This is a genomic window from Methylocystis sp. H62 (assembly GCF_015709515.1).
GTDB lineage: Bacteria > Pseudomonadota > Alphaproteobacteria > Rhizobiales > Beijerinckiaceae > Methylocystis.
This window is the reverse complement of record NZ_JADNQZ010000057.1, coordinates 245,123-265,392: the sequence shown is the minus strand read 5'-3', so window position 1 is coordinate 265,392 and position 20,270 is coordinate 245,123. Positions and strand designations below refer to the sequence as shown.

Below are 20,270 nucleotides of genomic sequence, written 5' to 3'. Positions count from 1 at the left end.
TGCGCGCGGACGGCCTCTTGTTCTCGTCTCCATCGCTTCGCCTTGGCGCCGCTATTGCGCCTTCGACCGCCCGTTGCCGTCGATGATCAAGAATCTCATCGCCTTCTCGGTCCGAAGCCGGTGGCTCGTGGTGTTGTTGACGGCGCTCGCCGTGCCGCTTGGCGTCTGGTCGCTCGTGCGATTGCCGATCGACGCGGTGCCGGACATCACGAATAACCAAGTTCAGATCAACGCCTTCGGACCGGCGCTTTCCGCCTTCGAGATCGAAAAACAGGTCACCTATCCGATCGAGAACGCCATCGCGGGAATACCTGGGCTCGAATATACCCGCTCGCTTTCCCGCAACGGCTTCGCCCAGGTGACCGCCGTCTTCGGCGACAGCGTCGATATTTATTTCGCCCGCCAACAGGTCGGCGAGCGCCTCACGCTCGCCAAGGAGTATTTTCCACCCGCCGTAGAGTCGCATATGGGCCCGGTCGCCACCGGGCTGTCAGAGATCTACATGTGGTCGATCGCCTACGCGCCGCGAGGCGGGGATGAACCGGCGCCGGACGGAAAGCCGGGCTGGCAGAGCAATGGCGATTATCTGACGCCTGAGGGGCAGAGACTTCGCAACTTGGTCGAAATGACCGCCTATCTGCGGACGGTGCAAGATTGGATCATCAGGCCGTTGTTGCGCACCGTGCCCGGAGTCGCCGGCGTCGACTCGCTTGGCGGCTACGTCAAGGAATATCACGTTCAGCCCGACCCCGCGAAAATCTTCGCTCTCGGACTGTCCTTCGCCGATCTCGCCGGCATTATCGAGCGCAATAACATCAGCCGCGGCGCAGGCTACGTCGAGCGCAATGGCGAGGGCCTCGTCGTGCGCAGTCCGGGTCGGCTCGAGTCCATGGACGACATCGCCAAGGTCGTCGTGTCGACGAGAGGCGGCACCCCTGTGCGCGTCGAGGATATCGCGGAGGTGGGCGTCGGACGCGAGCTGCGCGTGGGCAGCGCCAGCATGAACGGCGAAGAGGTGGTGATCGGCACCGCGCTGATGCTGATCGGCGCAAACAGTCGTGAAGTGTCGAGCGCCGTCAATGCGAAGATGAACGAAATCCGGCGGCTGCTGCCGCCCGGCGTCGAAGTGCGCACGATCTTGAACCGCACCGTGCTCGTCAACGCCACGATCAAAACGGTCGCCCTGAATCTTGTTGAGGGCGCCGCGCTCGTCATCCTCGTGCTCTTTGTCATGCTCGACAATTTTCGCGCGGCGCTCGTGACGGCGATGGTCATACCGCTGACGATGTTGCTGCTCGGCATCGGCATGCATGTCGGAAAGATCAGCGCCAATCTGATGAGTCTCGGCGCGCTCGATTTCGGACTGATCGCCGACGGGGCCATCATTGTCACCGAGAACTGCTTGCGCCGTCTTTCGCAGCGTCAGGGCGCCTTGGGCCGCGCGCTCACGCTGGAAGAACGGCTGACGACCGTGATCGACTCGGCGGTCGAGATGCGGCGGCCGACCGTCTACGGCCAGGCGATCATCATCCTCGTCTATGTGCCGATCCTGACCTTTTCAGGGGTCGAAGGCAAAATGTTCCATCCGATGGCGATGACCGTCATCATGGCGCTCGCCTCCGAGTTCGTCCTGTCGCTGACGTTCTTTCCGGCGATGATCGCCATTGCGCTTTCAGGTCGCGTGCGCGAATCCGAAAATGTCGTCGTGAGCGCCCTCAAGCGCGCATATGAACCCATTTTGAAATGGGCGATGGCCGCGCCTTTGAAGCCGATCGCGCTGGGCGTGTGCGCCTTCGTCCTCGCGGCGCTTCTCTACTTGACGCTGGGCGAAGAGTTCGTGCCGACGCTCGACGAAAAAAACCTCGCGATGCAGGCGAACCGAATTCCCAGCGCGTCGCTGACGCAGTCACAGGCGATGCAGTTCGAGATCGAGAGCGCGCTACGCAGTTTTCCCGAAGTGGACTATGTCTTCTCCAAGACCGGCACGGCCGAGATCGCCACAGATCCCATGCCGCCGAACCTGACCGACACGTTCATCATGTTGAAGCCGCGCGACAAATGGCCCAACCCAGGGCTCGACAAGGCGGCGCTGATTGAAAAATTGGAGGCGCGGCTCGCGCAACTGCCGGGAAACGCCTATGAGTTCTCGCAGCCTATTCAACTGCGCTTCAACGAATTGCTCGCCGGCGTGCGCGGCGACATCGCCGTCAAAGTGTTCGGCGACGATTTCGACGTCATGTTGAAGGCTGCCAATCAGATCGCCGGCATTCTCAATTCGACCAAGGGCGCGAGCGACGTCAAGGTCGAACAAGTGGCCGGACTGCCGATTCTCGATGTCGCCGTCAACAAGGGCGCGATCGCGCGGCTTGGCCTCAGCGTCGCCGCCGTGCAGGACGTGATCGGCGCGGCGATCGGCGGACAAAGGGCGGGCGTGGTGTTCGAGGGCGATCGCCGCTTCCCTATTGTCGTCCGGCTGCAGGACAATTTGCGCGAGGACGCGCAGGCGTTGGAGTCCATTCCCGTCGCGCTTCCTGGAGCGGCGACCGACAATGCGCCGGTCGTGCTGCTGAAGCAGGTCGCGAAATTTTCAATTGTGGACGGTCAGAACCAGATTTCGCGCGAAAACGGCCATCGTCGCGTCGTGGTCACCGCCAATGTGCGCGGCCGCGACATCGCATCCGTCGTCGATGAGGCGCGGGCGAAAATCGAGTCAAAAGTTATCCTGCCGCCCGGCTACTGGATTGCATGGGGCGGCCAATTCGAGAATCTCGCGGCGGCTCGCGCGCGTTTGTTGTTTGTCGTGCCGATCTGTTTTTTCCTCATTCTTCTGCTGCTCTACTCCTCGCTCGGCTCGGTGCGCGACGCGCTGTTGGTGTTCACCGCGGTGCCGCTGGCGCTTTCCGGCGGCGTCGCCGCGCTATGGCTGCGCGGCATGCCCATGTCCGTCTCGGCCGCGGTCGGCTTCATCGCGCTCTCGGGCGTCGCTGTGCTGAACGGCCTCGTCATGCGCACCTATATTTCTCAGTTGATCGCAGGCGGCATGGCCGAGCGTCAGGCGATCTTCAAAGGCGCGATGACGCGACTGCGCCCCGTCGTGATGACGGCGCTCGTCGCCTCGCTCGGATTTCTGCCGATGGCGCTCGCCACGAGCACCGGCGCCGAGGTGCAAAAGCCGATCGCGACGGTCGTCATCGGCGGCCTGATCAGCGCCACGCTTCTCACTCTTGTCGTTCTGCCGGCCCTTTACGCGTTCTTTTGTCGTTCGCCAGAGTCAGCTTCCGCGCAACAAAGCGAGGGCTGACCGTGAGCGTGCGCGGCGTCGCCTCGGTCCTGATCTGCTTCTTTCTGAGCGGCGGCGCATCCCACGCCGAAACCTTGATGGGCGCGATGCGTCGCGCCTATGACGCCAATCCGCAGCTCAACGCCGGCAGAGCGGAGCTGCGCGCGATTGATGAGAATGTGCCGCAGGCGCAGGCCGGCATGCGGCCGCGCGTTTCCGCCGACGGCTATCTCGGCGTGCAGCGCAACCGCTACATCACGCAACAGCGCGACGTCGATCTCGACGATCCCACGCTCAGAGCTCGCACGAAGAGCATCCAAAACGGCGGCAGCGTTCCTCGCTCCGCCACTTTGACCATCGAGCAGCCGATTTTCGACGGCTTCAAGGCGCGAAACGAAACGCGCGCGGCGGAATCGGGCGTCTTCGCCGGACGCGAACGTTTGCGCCTCACCGAGCAACAGGTCTTATTCGACGCGGTCACCGCTTATATGAACGTCTTGCGCGACACGGCGGCGCTCAAACTCCAGGAAAGCAATGTCGCGGTCCTGAATGAGCAATTGCGCCAGACGCGGGAGCGCTATCAATATGGACAGATCACGCTAACCGATGTCGCGCAGGTCGAGGCGCGTCTCGCAGGAGGGAAATCTCTCGCCAGCGCGGCGCGCGCGACGCTCGACGCCAGCATCGGCGTCTATCGCAAGACGGTCGGCGTCGAGCCGACGAAGCTCGCGCCGGGCGCGCCGATCGACCGATTGCTGCCGAAGTCGCGCGAAGAAGCGGAACGCATCGCGCAAAGGGAGCATCCGTTCATCCTCGCGGCGCTTCACGAGGCCGACGTCGCCGATCTCGACATCAACGCGCTCGAAGCCGACTTCATGCCCAAACTGTCGATCGTCGGCGACATTTTCACGCAGACCGACATCGCCGGCATTGGCAACCGCAACATCGGGGCCAAAGTCGGGGGCCACCTCAGCGTGCCGATTTATGAGGGCGGCCTGACATCTTCCCGCGTTCGGCAAGCCAAGGAGACCGCCGGGCAGCGCCGGTTCGACGCCGACGTCGCGCGCGCCGAGGTTCTCTCGCTCGTTCGCGCGTATTGGGGCGCGCTGCAGGCGGCCAAAGCGCAGATCGCCGCGGCGCAAACGCAAATCGCCGCGGCCGAGCGCGCGCTTTACGGGGTGCGAGAAGAAGCCAAGGCCGGTCAGCGAACGACCCTCGAAATTCTTATCGCGCAGCAAGAGTTGCTCTACGCCCGCATCGCGCTCGTCTTCGCTCAGCGCGACCGCGTCGTCGCCTCCTATGCCGTACTCTCTTCGCTCGGGCGGCTTTCTTCAGATTGGCTCGGCCTCACGCCCGGCGGCTATGATCCGGCGATCCATTTCGACCAGGTGAAGGATCTCTGGGGCGATCCGACGACGCCCGACCGTTAGACGGACTTTTTCGATGAGTTCCTGTTCCACCATTTTGATGTGCGCGACTTCTATCGACCACGTGTTTCCATGTGATCGGGACGCGCTCCAGGACTTAAGACGCGCCGCGAATGCTGCGATAAGATGCTAGAGTTTAAAAAAGACGCGCCGCCGGGCGGCGAAATCATAAAGGCTGAGGGAGAGGACATCATGCGAGGCGCTTTCATCACATTCGCCGTTGCGATGCTGCTGGCGTTGCTATCGGCGATCCCGGCCAATGCTTTTTGCATGTTCGGCTGCAATCCGACTGAAGCGCATGCGCGGCAAATTTTCGAGAACTTGCTGAAGCAGCGCGTCGACAAGCCGTTCAAGATTGTCGAGTTCAAACAGACGATGGCCGAGCGCCTTGAGATGCACGCGACCGGAGAAAAGGGCTACGAGATCTTCTTCAATGCGCGGGTCGAGTTTCCGGAAGGCGCAAATCTCGAATGCAAAGCTGACGAGGCTGGAAAATTTTCCGAAGGCTGTTCGCCGAGCAGTCATTATGTGACTGCGCCGCGCAGTTCCGATCCCCCGGGCAAGCAATATATCGCGCCCGGTTCAACGGTTCTGTTCGATGAGGAATATCGCTTTTATGAAGCGGGCAGCGGCTGGAAAGGCCCGGACGGCAAGGTCTATACGGCGGACTGACCAAAAAAATGGGCGCGCATTGAATGCGCGCCCCGTCTCAACCGACCTCGCTCGCGAGGCTCGGCCTTTTTACTCCTTGTCCTTGGTGTTCTGCGGGCAGCCGCAGGCGGCGTCACAGGCCTTCTTATTGGCGAAGACTTCACTTTTGTTGGAGGCATAATTCATCTTGCGGGCGAGGTACTCGTCGTCGCATTTCTCAGCGCATTTAGCCTGCTTGTCTTCGTCCGCTTTGTGGACGTCGCAATCCGCGAATGCCGGGCTGATCATGCCAGCGACAAGGAGAGCCGCCGTCATAATGGCGTATTTATTCATTTGGTCGTTTCCTTCACTTGCCCGTTGGGCGTCTAGACTGCGCTTGCGCTCGACCCCTCCCGCCATGGAACAGCAACGGCGTCACATAACGCAATAAGCGGCCGGACGATGTCGTATGTGGCCGCTCATGTCAATTGCGCGTCGCTGGCGCCATGTCTCAAGCCGCTTCGTCGGTCTACGGCGCGATTGACGAAAAGCCTGTTGTTTTCATGTCCTTGCTGAACACGACGACGCGGCGTGACGGCTGTCCGACGTTTGATTGGCGAACGCGAAAAGGGCGCGCGATCGCTCGCGCGCCCTTATGCCGCTGTTCGAACCAATGAGACTGTTAAAGGCCCTTCGAGTTCTGCGGGCAGCCACACTTGTCGTCGCACGCTTTCTTGGCGGACTTGATCTTGCTCATGTCCGCCGTCCAGCCCTGCTGGTCCTTAAGATAGGCGTCCTCGCACTTGCTGGCGCAAACGGCCTGATCGTCTTCGGCGTGCGTGTCGCAGCTGATGCGCGTCGCCTGGCTCGGTGCGCGCAAACCGACACCGGCGTCGAAGGCGAACGACGGCGCGGTCGTCGCCAGGAACAGGGCGGCGGCGGCCGTAAGGGCGTATTTATTCATATGCTGATTTTCCTCTTCTTCGCGTCGTGAGCTTTTTTGTTTTTGTAGAGCGCTGCGTTGAAGACATTGCAACCGCAACGGCTCGAAACCAACGCAAAGCACAGCAACGCTGTCGGAGGACATCGACTGAGTCAATGGTTTTTTGTCGAGATCTAAGGGGCGAGTTGTCGCAACACATAAGCAAGGATGCCGCCATTTTTGAAGTATTCTAACTCGTCGAGCGTATCGATGCGCGCGAGCAGCGGCACAGTCTTGGTGGACCCATCCGGGAATGAGATCGAGGCGACCAGCGTCTTGCGTGGCGCAAGTCCTTCGCGCAAGCCATGGATGGTGACGGTCTCATCGCCTTTGAGTCCGAGGGTGTCCCAACCTGTCCCCTCCGCAAAGGTGAGCGGCACGACGCCCATGCCGACGAGATTGGAACGGTGGATGCGCTCGAAACTTTTGGCGATCACCGCGCGAACCCCAAGCAGCATGGCGCCCTTCGCCGCCCAGTCGCGTGACGAGCCGTTGCCATATTCGGCGCCGGCCATGACGACCAGCGGCGCGCCCTCGTCTCGGTAGCGCATGGCGGCGTCATAGATCGACATGATCTCGCCGCCCGGATAGTGCTTGGTCAATCCGCCTTCCGGCGTGAGGCCTTTCGCATCCCGCATGATGTGATTCTTGATGCGGATGTTGCCGAAGGTGCCGCGCATCATCACTTCATGATTGCCGCGACGCGTGCCGTATTGATTGAAGTCGGCCGGCGCGACGCCATGCTCCATCAGCCATTGGCCGGCGGGCGAAGCCGCCTTGATGGACCCGGCGGGCGAGATGTGATCGGTGGTGATCTTGTCGCCAAAGAGCGCAAGGATGCGCGCGCCGACGATATCTTCCACGGGCTTGGGCTCGCGCTGCAGACCGACGAAATAGGGCGGGTCGCGCACATAGGTGGACTGGTCGTCCCATGCGTACGTCTCGCTGCTGGGCGCTTCGACGGCGCGCCAATGCGCGTCGCCCGAAAAGACGTTGGCGTAGGTCTCGCGGAACAGATTGCGGGTCACCTGATCGCGGACGAAGGTCGCGATTTCCGCATTCGGCGGCCAGATGTCGCGCAGATAAATCGGCGCCCCGGCGCTGTCGTGTCCGAGAGGCTCTTTCGTCAGATCAATCGCCATCGTGCCCGCGAGCGCATAGGCGACGACGAGCGGCGGCGAGGCGAGATAATTCGCCTGGACGTCGGGATTGACCCGCCCTTCGAAATTGCGATTTCCCGACAGCACCGACGCCGCGACGAGGTCATGCTCATTGATGGTCTTGGAGATCGCGGGCGGCAGCGGCCCGGAGTTGCCGATGCAGGTCGTGCAGCCAAATCCCACAAGATTGAAGCCGAGATCGTCGAGATATTTCTGCAATCCGGACTTCGCGAGATATTGCGCGACGACCTGGCTGCCCGGGGCGAGCGAGGTTTTCACCCAGGGTTTCGCCTTCAGTCCGCGCGCGACGGCGTTGCGCGCCAGCAATCCCGCGCCGATGAGCACGCTGGGGTTGGACGTGTTGGTGCAGGAGGTGATGGCGGCGATGACGACGTCGCCATGGCCGAGGTCGAAACTTTCGTCTTCGACGCCGTAGCGCTGCCCGAGCCCGTCTTCCTTCTTATATTCGCTCGCGAGCGCGCCGAGAAACGCCGAGCCGACTTCGGAAAGAGCGGAGCGGCTCTCGGGACGCTTTGGGCCGGCGAGCGACGGCGTCACCTCCGCAAGATCGAGGCTCAGCGTATCGGTGAATTCGGGATCGGGAGCGCCGGACTCGCGCAGCATTCCTTGCGCCTGGGCATAGGCTTCGATCAGCGCGATACGATCGTCGGCGCGCCCGGACATGCGCAGATAAGCGAGCGTCTCCTGATCGATGGGGAAGAAGCCGCAGGTGGCGCCATATTCGGGCGCCATATTGGCGATGGTCGCGCGATCGGCGAGGCTGAGATGATCAAGCCCTTCGCCAAAGAACTCGACGAATTTTCCGACCACGCCTTTTTTGCGCAGCATTTGCGTGACGGTCAGGACGACGTCCGTCGCCGTCACGCCTTCCTTCGGCGCGCCGGTGAGCTTGAAGCCGATCACTTCCGGCGCGAGCATCGACAGCGGTTGGCCGAGCATCGCGGCCTCGGCCTCGATGCCGCCGACGCCCCAGCCGAGAACGGCGAGGCCGTTGATCATGGTCGTATGCGAATCGGTGCCGACCAGCGTGTCGGGATAGGCGAGTTCGACGGTCTTGCCGTCGATGCGCTCGGTGCGCGTCCAGACGGTCTGCCCGAGATATTCGAGATTGACCTGGTGGCAGATGCCGGTGCCGGGAGGCACGACGCGGAAATTGTCGAACGCCGACTGGCCCCATTTCAAAAATCGGTAGCGCTCGCCATTGCGCTCATATTCGAGTTCGACGTTGCGGGCGAAGGCCTGCGGCGTGCCGAAGCTGTCGACGATCACCGAATGGTCGATGACGAGATCGACGGGCACGAGCGGGTTGATCTTCTGCGCGGTCCCGCCGAGCGCGACGACGGCGTCGCGCATCGCCGCAAGATCGACGACCGCCGGCACGCCGGTAAAATCCTGCATCAGCACGCGCGCCGGCCGAAAGGCGATTTCGCGTTCCGTCTTGCCTTTCTCCTCGAGCCATTTCGCGAAGGTTTCGATCGACTCCCTGGTGACCGAACGGCCGTCCTCGTTGCGCAGCAAATTCTCGAGAACGACCTTGAGCGAATAGGGCAGGCGGGAGACGTCGCGCAGCCCGTTCTCCTCCGCCGCCCTCAGCGAGAAATATTGATAGGACCGGTTCCCGACGACGAGCGTCTGGCAGGCGTTGAAACTATTGAGCGAAGCCATGGAAGGGTCCTTGCGGCGCGGGAAGGTGGAATCTTTCTAGAAAATTCCATGCCATGGGGGCAAATAGAAAAGACGCGAGCAAAATCGACCTGTCAGCTGCGTCGCTCGCCGCGCAGCGGCCGCTCCTCCATACGCGCGAGGAAAAGCAAGGACAGGGCGACGCAGACGGCAAGCGCCAGAAAAACGAGGCGAAAGCTCGAAAACAAAGCGGCGCCGTCGACGTCCGTCTTCATCTCCTCGAGCAATTGCGCGCGGCCGCCGCCAATCGCCAGCGCGGCGAAAAGCGCGACGGCCGCCCCGGCCGCCAGCTGCCGAAAGAATTGCATCGAGGCCGTCGCCGTCCCCAAATCGCGCGAATCGACCGCGTTCTGCACCGAAACGGTCGCCACAGGCAGCATCGCGCCGATCCCGAAGGTCGTGACGGTGAGCAGGGCGTTGAGCCAAAGCAGCGAGCGCCCTGACCCCATCATCGCCGCCGCGCCCAACGCGGCGAGAGCGCCGGCGCCGAGCCCGAGGAGCGGAGCCGTCTTGTAATGCGTCAAACGCCCCATCAATCGTCCCGACAGCGTGGCGCCGGCGACGGTGCCGACCATTAGGGGGATAAGCGTCAGCCCCGATTCGCTCGCGTTCATCCCGCCGCAGATTTCGTAATAGATCGGCATCACGACCGAAAGTCCGACGAACCCGCCGAGCCCAAAGGAGCTCGACAGGATGGCGTCGCGCACGATCCGCAGTCGGAGAATGCGCAGCGGAATGAGCGGCTCCTCGGCGCGCGCCGTGCGCCAGGCGAAAAGCGCCCAGGCGAGAGCGGAGGCGGTAAGGAGCCCGACGATCGGCGCCGATCGCCACGGATAGCGCACGCCGCCCCAGCCGAGCGCCAGCACGAGAAGGCCGGAGCCCGCGATCAGCAACATCGCGCCCAGATAGTCGACGCGATGCGGATGGCGCCGCTCCGGCACGCGCTTCAACCTCGAATTGACGATCAGGAGCGCCGCGAGGCCCAGCGGCAGATTGATCCAGAAGATCAGCGACCAATGCCAATATTGCGCAAAAATGCCGCCAAGCGCCGGACCGGCGATGCTGGAGGTGATGAACACCGCAGCGAAATAGGATTGATATCGGCCGCGCTCGCGCGGCGAGACGAGATCGGCGACGATCGTCTGCGCGAGCGAGATCAGGCCGCCGCCGCCAAGTCCCTGAATGACCCTCGCGCCGGCGAGCGCCGCCATGCTCGGGGCCAAGGCGCAAGCGACCGATCCGATCACGAAAGTGATCACGCCGATCAGGATGACGCGCCGCCGCCCGTAGACGTCGGCGAATTTGCCGTAGAGCGGCGTCACCACCGTCGCCGCGATGAGATAGGCGGTCACGATCCAGGGCAGATCCTGCGGATCGCCGAGGTCCGCCGCGATGGTCGGCATGGCCGTGACCACGATCGTCTGATCGAGGGCCGAGAGCAGCATGGCGAGGCCGAGCCCGAACATGACCTGTCGCAGTTCGGCGGGGTTTGGCGGCGGGTTAGCGGACATGGGCTCTGGGAACGGCACGGGGAGCCCTAACTACAGTGTTGCGGCGCCGAACGAAACCCTCACGCCGGCTTTAGAGGGCTTCGCGGATCACCCGCAGCAGCGCCGCCGCGTCTTCGAGCCCCCGCAGCAGCGGGTCGTCGGCGCTTTGCGGCCGTTCGCGCGCGAGGGCGCGCAGCGCCTGTTCGGCGGCGACGATTCGCGGCGCCAAGCCGCGCCGTTTTGCGATGGCGAGCCTCTCGGCCTGGAGCGCGCGCAGCAGGCGCGCCTCGGCCACGGTCAGCGGCGGCTCCCGCTGTTGCCGCGGCGCGTCGATCGGCGCAGGCGTCGTCTCAGGAAGATCGGCATCGTCTTCCGAAAGGTCGGCGCGCGCGGCGAAGCCGCTTGCGAGCGCGGCGCGCCAGCCGAGGGCGAGTGACGACAGGCGACGGGGCCACGCCATCGGTCCGCCGCGGCAATGGTCGCATCGGCCGCAGGGCCCGCTCGCTTCGCCAAATTCTGCGAGGAGCCGCTGAAAACGGCACCCCGGCGCCGCCGCGAGCCGCGCCATCGCCTGGCGCCTGGCGTTATCGCCGGCGGCCGCCTCTTCTTCCTGCGCCGCATCCGGAACGCGCCAGCGCAGCGCCAGCTCCGCGGGCGAGAACAGCGTCAGCGCGCGGGCCGGCGCGCCATCGCGTCCGGCCCGGCCGATCTCTTGATAATAGCCTTCGACCGAGGTCGGCAGATCGGCGTGAACGATGAAGCGCACGTCGGGCTTGTCGACGCCCATGCCGAAGGCGATGGTCGCCACCATCACCGCGCCCTTGCGGGTAAAGAAAGCGTCCTGGCTCTCCGCGCGCGTATGAGCGTCGAGCCCGGCGTGATAGGGCAGCGCATCGAAGCCGAGCCGCGAGAGCTCGCGCGCCAGCGCGTCGGTCTTGTTGCGCGAGTTGCAATAGATAATGCCGCTTTGCTTGCCGGCGTCGCGGCCTTTGCGCGCGAATTCGACGATCTGCCGCAGGCCGGCGCGCTTCTGCGCGAAATCGAGGGAGAGATTCGGCCGCGCGAAGGAGCGCTGAAAAATCTCGGGCGGCCGCGAAAACAGCGTGCGGGCGATGTCGTCGCGGGTGCGCGGACCGGCCGTCGCGGTGACGGCGAGCATCGGCGGCGCGCCGAGTTTTCGCGCAATCTCGCCGAGCGCGCGATAGTCGGGGCGAAACTCATGGCCCCAATGCGAGACGCAATGCGCCTCATCGGCCGCGAAGAGTTTGATGCGAATGCTGCGCAATAAATGCTGCGTCCCGTCCTGGGCGAGACGCTCGGGGGCGACGTAAAGCAGCTTTGCCCGGCCCGACGCGACGGCGTCGATCGCGGCCGCCGCTTCGTCGTCCTCCTGCATGGAGTGAAGCGCGACGGCCCCGACCCCAGAGTCGGCGAGGGTTCGAAGCTGGTCGCGCATCAGCGCGATCAGCGGCGAGCAGACGAGAACGAGCCCGCCCCCCGGCGCCGCGGCCGGCAGCTGATAGAGCAGCGATTTGCCGGAGCCCGTCGGCATGATGGCGATGGCGTCGCGCCCGTCGAGCACCGCCTCGACGATCTCCGCCTGACCCGGCAGAAAGTCCGAAAAGCCGAAAATGCTGCGCAGCAATTCTTGCGCGGACAACCCCGTCATGGCGCCGCTTGCGACAGCAGCGCTTCGGCGATCTCGCGCCATTCTTCTAAAAGCGGGCCGTTGTGCGGCTCTCGCCCGGCGCGGCGATACCAGTAGAAGGCGTTCGAAAGATCGCCTTCCTTGCGATGGAGGTAGGCGTGGACCCACATGCTCTGGGGGTCGGATTTGTCGTCGACGCATTTATGCGCCGCGTTCCAATCGCCCTTGGCGTCGAACCACAGCGCCCGCAGCGGCGGCGGGAGAGCCGGCGGCTCGGATGCGGAAAGCGATTCGAGAAAAGCGTCGACGGTCATGGACTGCTCTCAAATCATAAGAAGAGCATCATGGCGGCGCGAAGCAGCGCAACAGCTCTTTCTGCATTCCGCCGCGCCAACCATAATCAATTGAGCGAATGACTCTGCACGGTAGTTAGCGGAAATACCTCCCCCTTGCGGGGAGGTCGGCGGTCGCAGACCGCCGGGTGGGGGTCTCGCCGCGCCAGCATGCGATGACCCCCACCCGACCCCGCTTCGCGGGGCCACCCTCCCCGCAGGGGGGGAGGGAATACGCAAAATCCCAGCCCTCAACTCGATCCAAAGTCGCCAATCCGACCAACGCGACCGATATTCGTGAAGTTCGCGCTTAGCTATTCGCGTCGGATTCCTGCTCTGAAGTAAGAGTATAACCCCCCGATGTTGACGCGCGAAACCATCGCGCGTATCAATTCCTCCAATCTCGCAAGAGAACCCTAACCACAGCCGAGCCGCCCAAGAGGCGGCAGGCCAACGCCCGGCAGCGCGATGCGCCCCCGGGCGCGTTTTGCTTTGGAGCCTTCGCGCTCGCGGGAGAACAGCATGTTCGAGAGCCTTTCCGATAAGCTCTCCGGCATTTTCGACAAGCTCACACGGCGCGGCGCGCTCTCCGAGGCCGACGTCAACGAGGCGCTGCGCGAAATCCGCCGCGCGCTGCTCGAGGCCGACGTCGCGCTCGACGTCGTGCGCTCCTTCACCGACAAGGTCCGCGACCGCGCGATCGGCGCCGGCGTCATCAAATCGGTGACGCCCGGCCAGATGGTCGTCAAGATCGTCAATGACGTGCTGATCGAGACGCTCGGCCAGGACGCGGAGCCGATCGATCTCGTCGCCGCGCCGCCGCTCGCCATCATGATGGTCGGCCTGCAAGGCGCCGGCAAAACCACAACCACCGCCAAGATCGCCAAACGGCTCAAGGAGCGCCACGGCAAGCGCACGCTGATGGCCTCGCTCGACGTCAAGCGCCCGGCGGCCCAGGAACAGCTCGCGGTGCTCGGCCGGCAGGTCGAGGTCGACACGCTGCCGATCGTCGCCGGCCAGACGCCGGTGCAGATCGCCAAGCGCGCGATGGAGGCGGCGCGGCTGCAGGGCTACGACGTCGTGCTGCTCGACACCGCCGGCCGCACGCATATCGACGAGCCGCTGATGGCCGAGATGGCGGAGATCAAGACCTCCTCCAAGCCGCATGAAATCCTGCTCGTCGCCGACGCCCTGACCGGACAGGACGCGGTCAATCTCGCCCAGAATTTCGATGAACGGGTCGGGCTGACGGGCATTGTATTGACGCGTATGGACGGCGATGGCCGCGGCGGCGCGGCGCTCTCCATGCGCTATGTCACCGGCAAGCCGATCAAGCTCATCGGCGTCGGGGAAAAGATGGACGCGCTCGACGAATTCTCGCCGACGCGCATCGCCAACCGCATTCTCGGCATGGGCGACATTGTCGCGCTGGTCGAAAAAGCCGCCCAGGCGATCGACGCCGAACAGGCCCGCAAGGCCGCCGAGCGGATGGCCAAGGGCAAGTTCGATCTGCAGGACCTCTGCGATCAGCTCGCCCAGGTGGAAAAGATCGGCGGATTGGGCGGCATCATGGGCCTGCTGCCCGGCGTCGCCAAGATGAAGGATCAGATCGCCGCGTCCGGCTTCGACGACAAGATGGTCAGGCGCCAGCGCGCCATCATCCTTTCGATGACGCCCAGGGAGCGGCGCAATCCCGACCTGATGAAAGCCTCGCGCAAGAAACGCATCGCCGCGGGTTCGGGCGCCAAGGTCGAGGACGTCAACAAGCTCCTCAAGCAGCATCGGCAGATGGCCGATCTGATGAAGTCCTTCGGCGCCGGCAAGCGCGGCGGCGGCATGATGGGCAAGGCGGCGCAAATGATGGGGCTCGGCCCTGGCATGCAGATGCCCTCCCAGGAAGAGCTGCAGCAGCTGCAGGCGAAGCTTGGCGTCCAGCAGCCGAAAGCGCCGCCTGGCGGCGTTCCGGCGGCGCCGCCTCCTGATCTTCTCGCCAAGCCAAGCCTGCCGGGGCTCGGCGGCGGGTTGCTCAGCGGATTGAACCCCTTCGCGAAGAAGAAATAGCGGCAGTCGGATTTCGGCAATCGGCAGTAGGACTCCTCCGACTGCCCACTGCCGAAGACCGACTGCCCGGAATTAGCAACGAAACAGGAAAAAACACATGTCCCTTAAAATTCGTCTCGCCCGCGGCGGCGCCAAGAAGCGTCCCTTCTATCGTGTCGTCGTCGCCGACTCGCGCTCGCCGCGCGACGGCCGCTACATCGAGAAGATCGGTTATTTCGATCCCTTGAAGGAGAAGGACGCGGCCGACCGTCTGGTGCTCGACACGGAAAAGGCGAAAGCCTGGATGGAGAAGGGCGCGCAGCCGACCGATCGCGTCGCGCGCCTGCTCGATGGTCTGGGCGTGATGACGCGCGAAGCGCGCAGCAATCCGCAGAAGGCGCTGCCCAAGAAGAAGGCGCAGGAGCGCGCCGCAGCTGCGGCGCAGGCCGCAGGCGCGGCCGAAGCGCCGACGGCGTAATGCAGCGGGCTCATACCTCCCCCTTGCGGGGAGGTCGGCGGTCGCAGGCAAGTTTACGCAGACTGCGTAAACTTGCCTGCGGGACCGACGGGTGGGGGATCGATGGCAATCGAGCACCCCACCCCGCATTGCTTCGCAATGCGACCCTCCCCGTCAAGGGGAGGGATGGCCGCGCTGTGTCGGCATGACGAGTCCGTCTCATAGGCCCGGGAAAGTTGGACAAGGCCTCGTCCTCCTCGGCCGCTTCGGCGCGCCGCATGGCGTGCGCGGCGAGATCCGACTGCAGAGCTTCACAAGCGATCCTTTGGCGATCGCAGCCTATGACGGCCTCACCGATAAAAGCGGGACGCGCCATTTCAGGCTGCGCGCCGTGCGCCGGCAGGGCAAGGACATGCTCGTCGCCCAAATCGAGGGCGTTGACGACCGCGCCGGCGCCGAGGCCCTGAACCGCGTCGAACTCTATGTCGCGCGCGACAAGCTCCCCGCGCCGGAAGAGGACGAATTCTATATCGCCGATCTCGTTGGCCTTCGCGCCGAGACGGCGGAGGGTGTGGAAATCGGAACGATCGTCGCGGTGCGCAATTTCGGCGCGGGCGATATTCTCGAAATTGCGCCCGCCGGCCAAGGAGAGAGTCTACTCATGCCCTTCACCAAGGCGGTGGTTCCGACTGTCGACGTTCAAGGCGAGCGTGTCGTTGTCGAGCCGCCGGCGGAAATTGAAGCCGACAGGGAAGAAAAAGAAGCTTAGCCGGCGCGTTTTTTGGCGCCGCGTTTCCCCGGCGATGGCGGTTCGACGAGTCGGCCCGTCACATATTTGTGCAGCACGCTTGACATCAGTGTCTGATAGCCGACGCCCTCGACCGCAGCCTTCGCCTGCAAATCTTCCAAGTCACGCGAGGATATTCTTATATTCACCCGCTTGTCTTTCGTAAGCGCGTCCTTCGCGTAAGTTGCATGACGATCAATCTCGTCTCGAACGTCCTTGACCTGACGCCACTCGCCTTGCTCGAATGACGCAAGAATTTCTTCTTCGAGCTGTCGCTCGTCATCCATCTCATTACTCCGACGCAATATAGTCGCGGGTCGCTTTGCGACTCGGGATGATCGTCTTGAGGAAGAGGTCGTCATCCGTTTCTACAAAAGGCACGAGATAAGCGTAGCCGCGCACCCTGACGACAAATAGCCGTTGGCGAGGGTAGCGCGACTTATTTGGGTGCTCGAGTTCGTCGAGCAAGCCTCCGTGCGCCATTGCCGAAAGAACCTCTTCGAAGGAAACGCCCCGTTCAGCGATGAGCTTTGTGTTTTTTTCCACGCTCCACCGAAAGGGCTTCATTCCGTGCAATCTAATATGTGTGCCGGATGTCATCAAACGAATCCTCATGCCGAGGATTCGATTTAATCGTGACCTGATCGCGTCAATTGAGCACATTGATTGTTTTATCGGCATCCATCTAGATAACATCTTGATATAATTTAGTTATTTTTATCAGAACCGACGTTCTGCTGAGAGCCGCCTTCCGGACTATCCACATTAATCCGAGCCCTTTCAGGCACCTATCGAGGCCTTTGTTCGGATCCTCAATTGACAATGCGCTATTGCACTTTAGCGCTGGCGGGACGGAACTTGTCTTCGAATCCTGTCGTTCTTCGTCTTCGCCCTCGTTCACGCTTCATGCCATAACCGCTCCATGTTTCGTGCGACGGTCCTGACCCTTTTTCCCGAAATGTTTCCAGGCCCCTTGGGCCTGTCGCTCGCCGGCGACGCGCTGTCGCGTGGCGTCTGGACGCTTGAGCCGCGTCAGATCCGCGAGCATGGGCTCGGCCGCCATCGCGCCGTCGACGACACGCCGGCCGGCGGCGGCCCCGGCATGGTGATGCGCGCCGACGTGCTGGCGGCGGCGATCGACGCCGCCGCGCCCAAGGACGATCCGCGCCCGCGCCTGCTGATGAGTCCGCGCGGCGCGCCACTGACTCAGGCGCGCGCGCGCGCGCTCGCCCAAGGCCCCGGCGCGATCATTCTTTGCGCACGGTTCGAAGGCGTCGACGAGCGCATCATCGACGCCCGCGGGCTCGAAGAAATGTCGATCGGCGATTTCGTGCTTTCGGGCGGCGAGATCGCGGCGCTGGCGCTGATCGACGCCTGCGTGCGGCTGATCCCCGGGGTGATGGGCGAAGAAGCGTCGGGCGTCGAGGAAAGTTTTGAGGCCGGGCTCCTCGAATATCCGCATTACACGCGGCCGCGCGATTTCGAGGGACGCGACATTCCCGAGGTGCTGCTCTCCGGCGATCACGCCAGAATCGCCAAATGGCGCCATGAACAGGCGCTGGCGCTCACCCGCGCGCGACGCCCTGACCTGCTGGCGCCCCAGACCGGCGACGCTTCCCGCCGCCGCTGAATCTCCGCGCTCTGCTCTATTTTTCATCTGGTCCGCCAGCGCGCGCGAGCTAGCTAATGAGCAGCGCACCCCGAGCTTGAGCCTGGAGCCGGGGCGCAGGAGGCCCGCACAAATGCAAAAAACAAAGACGCCGATGAAGCCCGACACCGAACGTTCGGCGCTGGATACGCCGACCGATCTTGAAAAACAGTCGACGATGAAAGTCGCCGCGGAGGTCAACAAGCTCGTCGCCGACGCCCTCGCGCTTTATATGAAGACCAAGAATTTCCACTGGCACATGAGCGGCCCGCACTTCCGCGACTACCATCTGCTGCTCGACGAGCAGGCGACGCAGATCTACGCCGCCGTCGACCCGCTTGCCGAGCGCGTGCGCAAGCTCGGGCAGTCGACCCTGCGCTCGATCGGGCAGGTGGCGCAAATGTCCCGCATCAAGGACAATGACGAGGAATTCGTTTCGCCTTACGACATGCTGTGCGAATTGCTCGACGACAACAAGGGGATGGCCGAGTCGCTGCGCAACGCCCATAAGGTCTGCGACGACAACGAAGACATCGCAACGGCGAGCCTTCTCGAAACTTTTCTCGATGAGACCGAGAAGCGAACCTGGTTCTTGTTTGAGGCGGCGCGCGGCGCCGGCCCCGGCGGCCACTGACACAAGGCGGCCGTTCGAACGCTAGCGCGTCGGAACGGGCGTGCCGCTGCGATAATCGTAGAAGCCGCGCTGCGTCTTTTTGCCAAGCCAGCCGGCTTCGACATATTTCACGAGCAGAGGGCAGGGGCGGTATTTTGAATCCGCCAGGCCCTCATGCAGCACCTGCATGACCGAAAGACAGGTGTCGAGGCCGATGAAATCGGCGAGCTGCAGCGGACCCATCGGATGGTTGGCGCCGAGCTTCATCGCCGTGTCGATGGCGTCGACCGAGCCCACGCCTTCATAGAGCGTGTAGATCGCCTCATTGATCATCGGCAGCAGAATGCGGTTGACGATGAAGGCGGGGAAGTCCTCCGAAACGCTGATCGTCTTGCCGAGCTTGACGACGAACGCCTTCGTCTCCTCGAAAGTGACGTCATCGGTCGCAATGCCGCGAATGAGTTCGACAAGCTGCATGCGCGGCACCGGATTCATGAAATGAATGCCGATGAAGCGCTCCGGCCGACCGGTGACGGCGGCAAGGCGCGTGATCGAAATCGATGACGTATTGGAGCTGATGATCGCGCCGGGCTTCACGAACTGCGTGAGCTCCGTCAGAATTTTTCGCTTGAGGTCTTCGACCTCGGTCGCCGCCTCGATCAAGAGGTCGGCGTCGGCGAAGTCGGCCATTTTTGGCGCGCCGGATATGCGCTCGAGCGCCGGTTCGACCGCCGCGGCGTCGATCTGGCCGCGCTCCACGGCGCGTCGCATCTGCGCGGCGACGTCGGCGATGCCGGCGTCGATGCGTTCCTGCGAAATATCGTTCAGGGCGACGTCATAGCCGGCAAGCGCGCAGACATGGGCGATCCCCTTGCCCATCTGGCCCGCGCCGATGACGCCGATCTTGCGAATTTCGAAGCCCATTTTTTACCACCGTCAGCCAAGCTCGCGCCGGATAGCAAGCGGCCCGCCCGCGCTGAGTGCGTGCCGCAGTGCAATATAACTTGCGTTCCTTCGCAAAGAAAACAAAGAAAAGAGCCTGCGGAGCGCCGAGCGCCGACGTTCCGCCAGCTCCAAGCCGCCGCGCCGGACCATTTCGGACCGAAGCGACGGCGGTTTTTGTGGTCAGCGGCCGATCTTCGCCAACTCCGCCTCAAGCTCGGGCAGGGCCGTGAAGAGGTCGGCGACCAGACCATAGTCGGCGACCTGGAAAATGGGCGCCTCCTCGTCCTTGTTGATCGCCACGATCACCTTCGAATCCTTCATGCCGGCGAGATGCTGGATCGCCCCTGAAATCCCCGCGGCGATGTAGAGATCGGGCGCCACGGCCTTTCCGGTCTGGCCGACCTGCAAGTCGTTTGGCGCATAGCCGGCGTCGACCGCGGCGCGAGACGCCCCGATCGCGGCATTAAGCCGCGTCGCGACCGGATCCAGCACCTTTTGGAAATTCTCCGCCGACCCGAGTGCGCGCCCGCCTGAGAGAATGATCCGGGCCGAGGTGAGCTCGGGGCGCTCGGACTTCGCCAGCTCTTCGCTCTTGAAGGCGGAAACGCCGGGATCGGCGGGCGCCGCGATCGCCTCGATAGGCGCCGCGCCGCCTTCCGGCGCCGCCGCGAAGGCGGTGGTGCGCACGGTGATCACTTTCTTTGCGTCCTTCGCGCGCACGGTCTGGATGGCGTTGCCGGCGTAGATCGGCCGCTCGTAAGTGTCGGCCGACACGACCTTGATGATGTCCGAGACCTGCATCACGTCGAGCAGCGCCGCGACGCGCGGCAGCACATTCTTCGTCGCCGAGGTCGACGGCGCGATGATGACGTCATAAGCGCCGGCGAGCGAGACGATCAGCGCGGCGACGGTCTCGGCCAGGACATGATCGAGCGACGCGTCTTCGGCGACGAGCACCTTCTCGACGCCGGCGAGCTTGGCCGCCTGCTCGGCCGCGCCCTTGAGGCCGGGCCCGACGATGAGGACATGAATGGGGCCGCCGATCTCCTTGGCGGCGGTGAGCGCCTTGGCGGTCGCCGGGGCGATCGCGTCGCCGGCGGTTTCGGCAAGAAGCAGAATCGTCATCT

The 20,270-nt window shown here is 63.6% G+C and carries 18 protein-coding genes; 8 read left to right on the top strand and 10 right to left on the bottom strand.

Annotated elements, in window-relative coordinates:
- The first annotated feature begins 82 nt into the window (after positions 1-82).
- The 3 genes from IYY11_RS16645 to IYY11_RS16635 all read left to right on the top strand — a co-directional run bounded on the left by IYY11_RS16645 (position 83) and on the right by IYY11_RS16635 (position 5,379).
- Positions 83-3,301, top strand: a complete 3,219-nt coding sequence (locus tag IYY11_RS16645; RefSeq protein ID WP_196404873.1) for an efflux RND transporter permease subunit — start codon at positions 83-85, stop codon at positions 3,299-3,301.
- Positions 3,302-3,303: 2 nt separating this feature from the next.
- Complete coding sequence (locus tag IYY11_RS16640) at positions 3,304-4,710, top strand: TolC family outer membrane protein (RefSeq protein ID WP_196404872.1); 1,407 nt, start codon at positions 3,304-3,306, stop codon at positions 4,708-4,710.
- A 123-nt stretch (positions 4,711-4,833) separates the two neighbouring features.
- On the top strand, positions 4,834-5,379 hold the full coding sequence (locus tag IYY11_RS16635; protein ID WP_246720036.1) for a hypothetical protein: 546 nt from the start codon (positions 4,834-4,836) through the stop codon (positions 5,377-5,379).
- Between the two features lie 69 nt (positions 5,380-5,448).
- On the opposite strand, the gene IYY11_RS16630 is transcribed toward IYY11_RS16635, so the two are convergent.
- The 6 genes from IYY11_RS16630 to IYY11_RS16605 all read right to left on the bottom strand — a co-directional run bounded on the left by IYY11_RS16630 (position 5,449) and on the right by IYY11_RS16605 (position 12,635).
- A complete protein-coding gene (locus IYY11_RS16630; protein ID WP_196404871.1) occupies positions 5,449-5,691 on the bottom strand; it encodes a hypothetical protein in 243 nt (80 codons plus the stop codon).
- 328 nt (positions 5,692-6,019) lie between these two features.
- Entirely contained in the window at positions 6,020-6,301 is a 282-nt protein-coding gene (locus IYY11_RS16625) for a hypothetical protein (RefSeq protein ID WP_196404899.1), read from the bottom strand.
- Positions 6,302-6,453: 152 nt separating this feature from the next.
- Positions 6,454-9,165: an aconitate hydratase AcnA gene (gene acnA / locus IYY11_RS16620; RefSeq protein WP_196404870.1), complete on the bottom strand. Its 2,712-nt coding sequence runs from the start codon at positions 9,163-9,165 to the stop codon at positions 6,454-6,456.
- Positions 9,166-9,257: 92 nt separating this feature from the next.
- Positions 9,258-10,694 carry an MDR family MFS transporter gene (locus tag IYY11_RS16615; RefSeq protein ID WP_196404869.1) on the bottom strand — a complete coding sequence of 479 codons (1,437 nt, stop codon included), beginning with the start codon at positions 10,692-10,694 and terminating at the stop codon, positions 9,258-9,260.
- Between the two features lie 70 nt (positions 10,695-10,764).
- Positions 10,765-12,342 carry a RecQ family ATP-dependent DNA helicase gene (locus IYY11_RS16610; RefSeq protein WP_196404868.1) on the bottom strand — a complete coding sequence of 526 codons (1,578 nt, stop codon included), beginning with the start codon at positions 12,340-12,342 and terminating at the stop codon, positions 10,765-10,767.
- Positions 12,339-12,635, bottom strand: coding sequence for a hypothetical protein (locus IYY11_RS16605; protein ID WP_196404867.1), 297 nt, complete (start codon positions 12,633-12,635; stop codon positions 12,339-12,341). The genes IYY11_RS16610 and IYY11_RS16605 overlap by 4 nt, the downstream gene beginning before the upstream one ends.
- A 540-nt stretch (positions 12,636-13,175) precedes the next feature.
- On the opposite strand from IYY11_RS16605, the gene ffh reads away from it, so the two are divergent.
- The 3 genes from ffh (at position 13,176) to rimM (ending at position 15,919) form a co-directional block, all read left to right on the top strand.
- The gene (gene ffh / locus IYY11_RS16600; protein ID WP_196404866.1) at positions 13,176-14,714 is read left to right on the top strand and encodes a signal recognition particle protein; all 1,539 of its coding nucleotides are present in this window, start codon (positions 13,176-13,178) and stop codon (positions 14,712-14,714) included.
- Positions 14,715-14,811: 97 nt separating this feature from the next.
- Positions 14,812-15,171 carry a 30S ribosomal protein S16 gene (rpsP, locus tag IYY11_RS16595; RefSeq protein WP_196404865.1) on the top strand — a complete coding sequence of 120 codons (360 nt, stop codon included), beginning with the start codon at positions 14,812-14,814 and terminating at the stop codon, positions 15,169-15,171.
- A gap of 184 nt (positions 15,172-15,355) precedes the next feature.
- Complete coding sequence (gene rimM, locus IYY11_RS16590; RefSeq protein WP_196404864.1) at positions 15,356-15,919, top strand: ribosome maturation factor RimM; 564 nt, start codon at positions 15,356-15,358, stop codon at positions 15,917-15,919.
- Here rimM and IYY11_RS16585 read toward each other — a convergent pair.
- Together IYY11_RS16585 and IYY11_RS16580 are read right to left on the bottom strand one after the other, a co-directional pair.
- Positions 15,916-16,224 (bottom strand): hypothetical protein, encoded by a 309-nt coding sequence (locus IYY11_RS16585; RefSeq protein WP_196404863.1) that lies wholly within the window; start codon positions 16,222-16,224, stop codon positions 15,916-15,918. The genes rimM and IYY11_RS16585 overlap by 4 nt on opposite strands.
- A 4-nt stretch (positions 16,225-16,228) precedes the next feature.
- Positions 16,229-16,483, bottom strand: a complete 255-nt coding sequence (locus tag IYY11_RS16580; protein ID WP_312029743.1) for a toxin — start codon at positions 16,481-16,483, stop codon at positions 16,229-16,231.
- A gap of 376 nt (positions 16,484-16,859) precedes the next feature.
- Between IYY11_RS16580 and trmD the strand changes: the two genes are divergently transcribed.
- Together trmD and IYY11_RS16570 are read left to right on the top strand one after the other, a co-directional pair.
- Positions 16,860-17,567 (top strand): tRNA (guanosine(37)-N1)-methyltransferase TrmD, encoded by a 708-nt coding sequence (gene trmD, locus IYY11_RS16575; protein WP_196404861.1) that lies wholly within the window; start codon positions 16,860-16,862, stop codon positions 17,565-17,567.
- A gap of 112 nt (positions 17,568-17,679) precedes the next feature.
- Positions 17,680-18,219, top strand: a complete 540-nt coding sequence (locus IYY11_RS16570) for a Dps family protein (protein WP_196404860.1) — start codon at positions 17,680-17,682, stop codon at positions 18,217-18,219.
- 21 nt (positions 18,220-18,240) lie between these two features.
- Here IYY11_RS16570 and IYY11_RS16565 read toward each other — a convergent pair whose 3' ends face one another.
- Both IYY11_RS16565 and IYY11_RS16560 read right to left on the bottom strand, forming a co-directional pair.
- Positions 18,241-19,122 (bottom strand): 3-hydroxybutyryl-CoA dehydrogenase, encoded by an 882-nt coding sequence (locus tag IYY11_RS16565; protein WP_154452147.1) that lies wholly within the window; start codon positions 19,120-19,122, stop codon positions 18,241-18,243.
- A 201-nt stretch (positions 19,123-19,323) separates the two neighbouring features.
- Positions 19,324-20,268 carry an electron transfer flavoprotein subunit alpha/FixB family protein gene (locus IYY11_RS16560; protein WP_196404859.1) on the bottom strand — a complete coding sequence of 315 codons (945 nt, stop codon included), beginning with the start codon at positions 20,266-20,268 and terminating at the stop codon, positions 19,324-19,326.
- Positions 20,269-20,270 lie beyond the last annotated feature (2 nt).

Excerpts from the sequence above, each read along its gene's own strand:
- ffh (WP_196404866.1), top strand. The coding sequence starts at position 13,176 with ATGTTCGAGAGCCTTTCCGATAAGCTCTCCGGCATTTTCGACAAGCTC.
- IYY11_RS16610 (WP_196404868.1), bottom strand. The coding sequence starts at position 12,342 with ATGACGGGGTTGTCCGCGCAAGAATTGCTGCGCAGCATTTTCGGCTTT.
- IYY11_RS16645 (WP_196404873.1), top strand. The coding sequence starts at position 83 with ATGATCAAGAATCTCATCGCCTTCTCGGTCCGAAGCCGGTGGCTCGTG.
- IYY11_RS16565 (WP_154452147.1), bottom strand. The coding sequence starts at position 19,122 with ATGGGCTTCGAAATTCGCAAGATCGGCGTCATCGGCGCGGGCCAGATG.
- IYY11_RS16630 (WP_196404871.1), bottom strand. The coding sequence starts at position 5,691 with ATGAATAAATACGCCATTATGACGGCGGCTCTCCTTGTCGCTGGCATG.
- IYY11_RS16615 (WP_196404869.1), bottom strand. The coding sequence starts at position 10,694 with ATGTCCGCTAACCCGCCGCCAAACCCCGCCGAACTGCGACAGGTCATG.
- IYY11_RS16605 (WP_196404867.1), bottom strand. The coding sequence starts at position 12,635 with ATGACCGTCGACGCTTTTCTCGAATCGCTTTCCGCATCCGAGCCGCCG.
- IYY11_RS16625 (WP_196404899.1), bottom strand. The coding sequence starts at position 6,301 with ATGAATAAATACGCCCTTACGGCCGCCGCCGCCCTGTTCCTGGCGACG.
- IYY11_RS16585 (WP_196404863.1), bottom strand. The coding sequence starts at position 16,224 with ATGGATGACGAGCGACAGCTCGAAGAAGAAATTCTTGCGTCATTCGAG.
- acnA (WP_196404870.1), bottom strand. The coding sequence starts at position 9,165 with ATGGCTTCGCTCAATAGTTTCAACGCCTGCCAGACGCTCGTCGTCGGG.
- IYY11_RS16570 (WP_196404860.1), top strand. The coding sequence starts at position 17,680 with ATGCAAAAAACAAAGACGCCGATGAAGCCCGACACCGAACGTTCGGCG.
- IYY11_RS16635 (WP_246720036.1), top strand. The coding sequence starts at position 4,834 with ATGCTAGAGTTTAAAAAAGACGCGCCGCCGGGCGGCGAAATCATAAAG.
- rimM (WP_196404864.1), top strand. The coding sequence starts at position 15,356 with ATGACGAGTCCGTCTCATAGGCCCGGGAAAGTTGGACAAGGCCTCGTC.
- rpsP (WP_196404865.1), top strand. The coding sequence starts at position 14,812 with ATGTCCCTTAAAATTCGTCTCGCCCGCGGCGGCGCCAAGAAGCGTCCC.
- IYY11_RS16560 (WP_196404859.1), bottom strand. The coding sequence starts at position 20,268 with ATGACGATTCTGCTTCTTGCCGAAACCGCCGGCGACGCGATCGCCCCG.
- trmD (WP_196404861.1), top strand. The coding sequence starts at position 16,860 with ATGTTTCGTGCGACGGTCCTGACCCTTTTTCCCGAAATGTTTCCAGGC.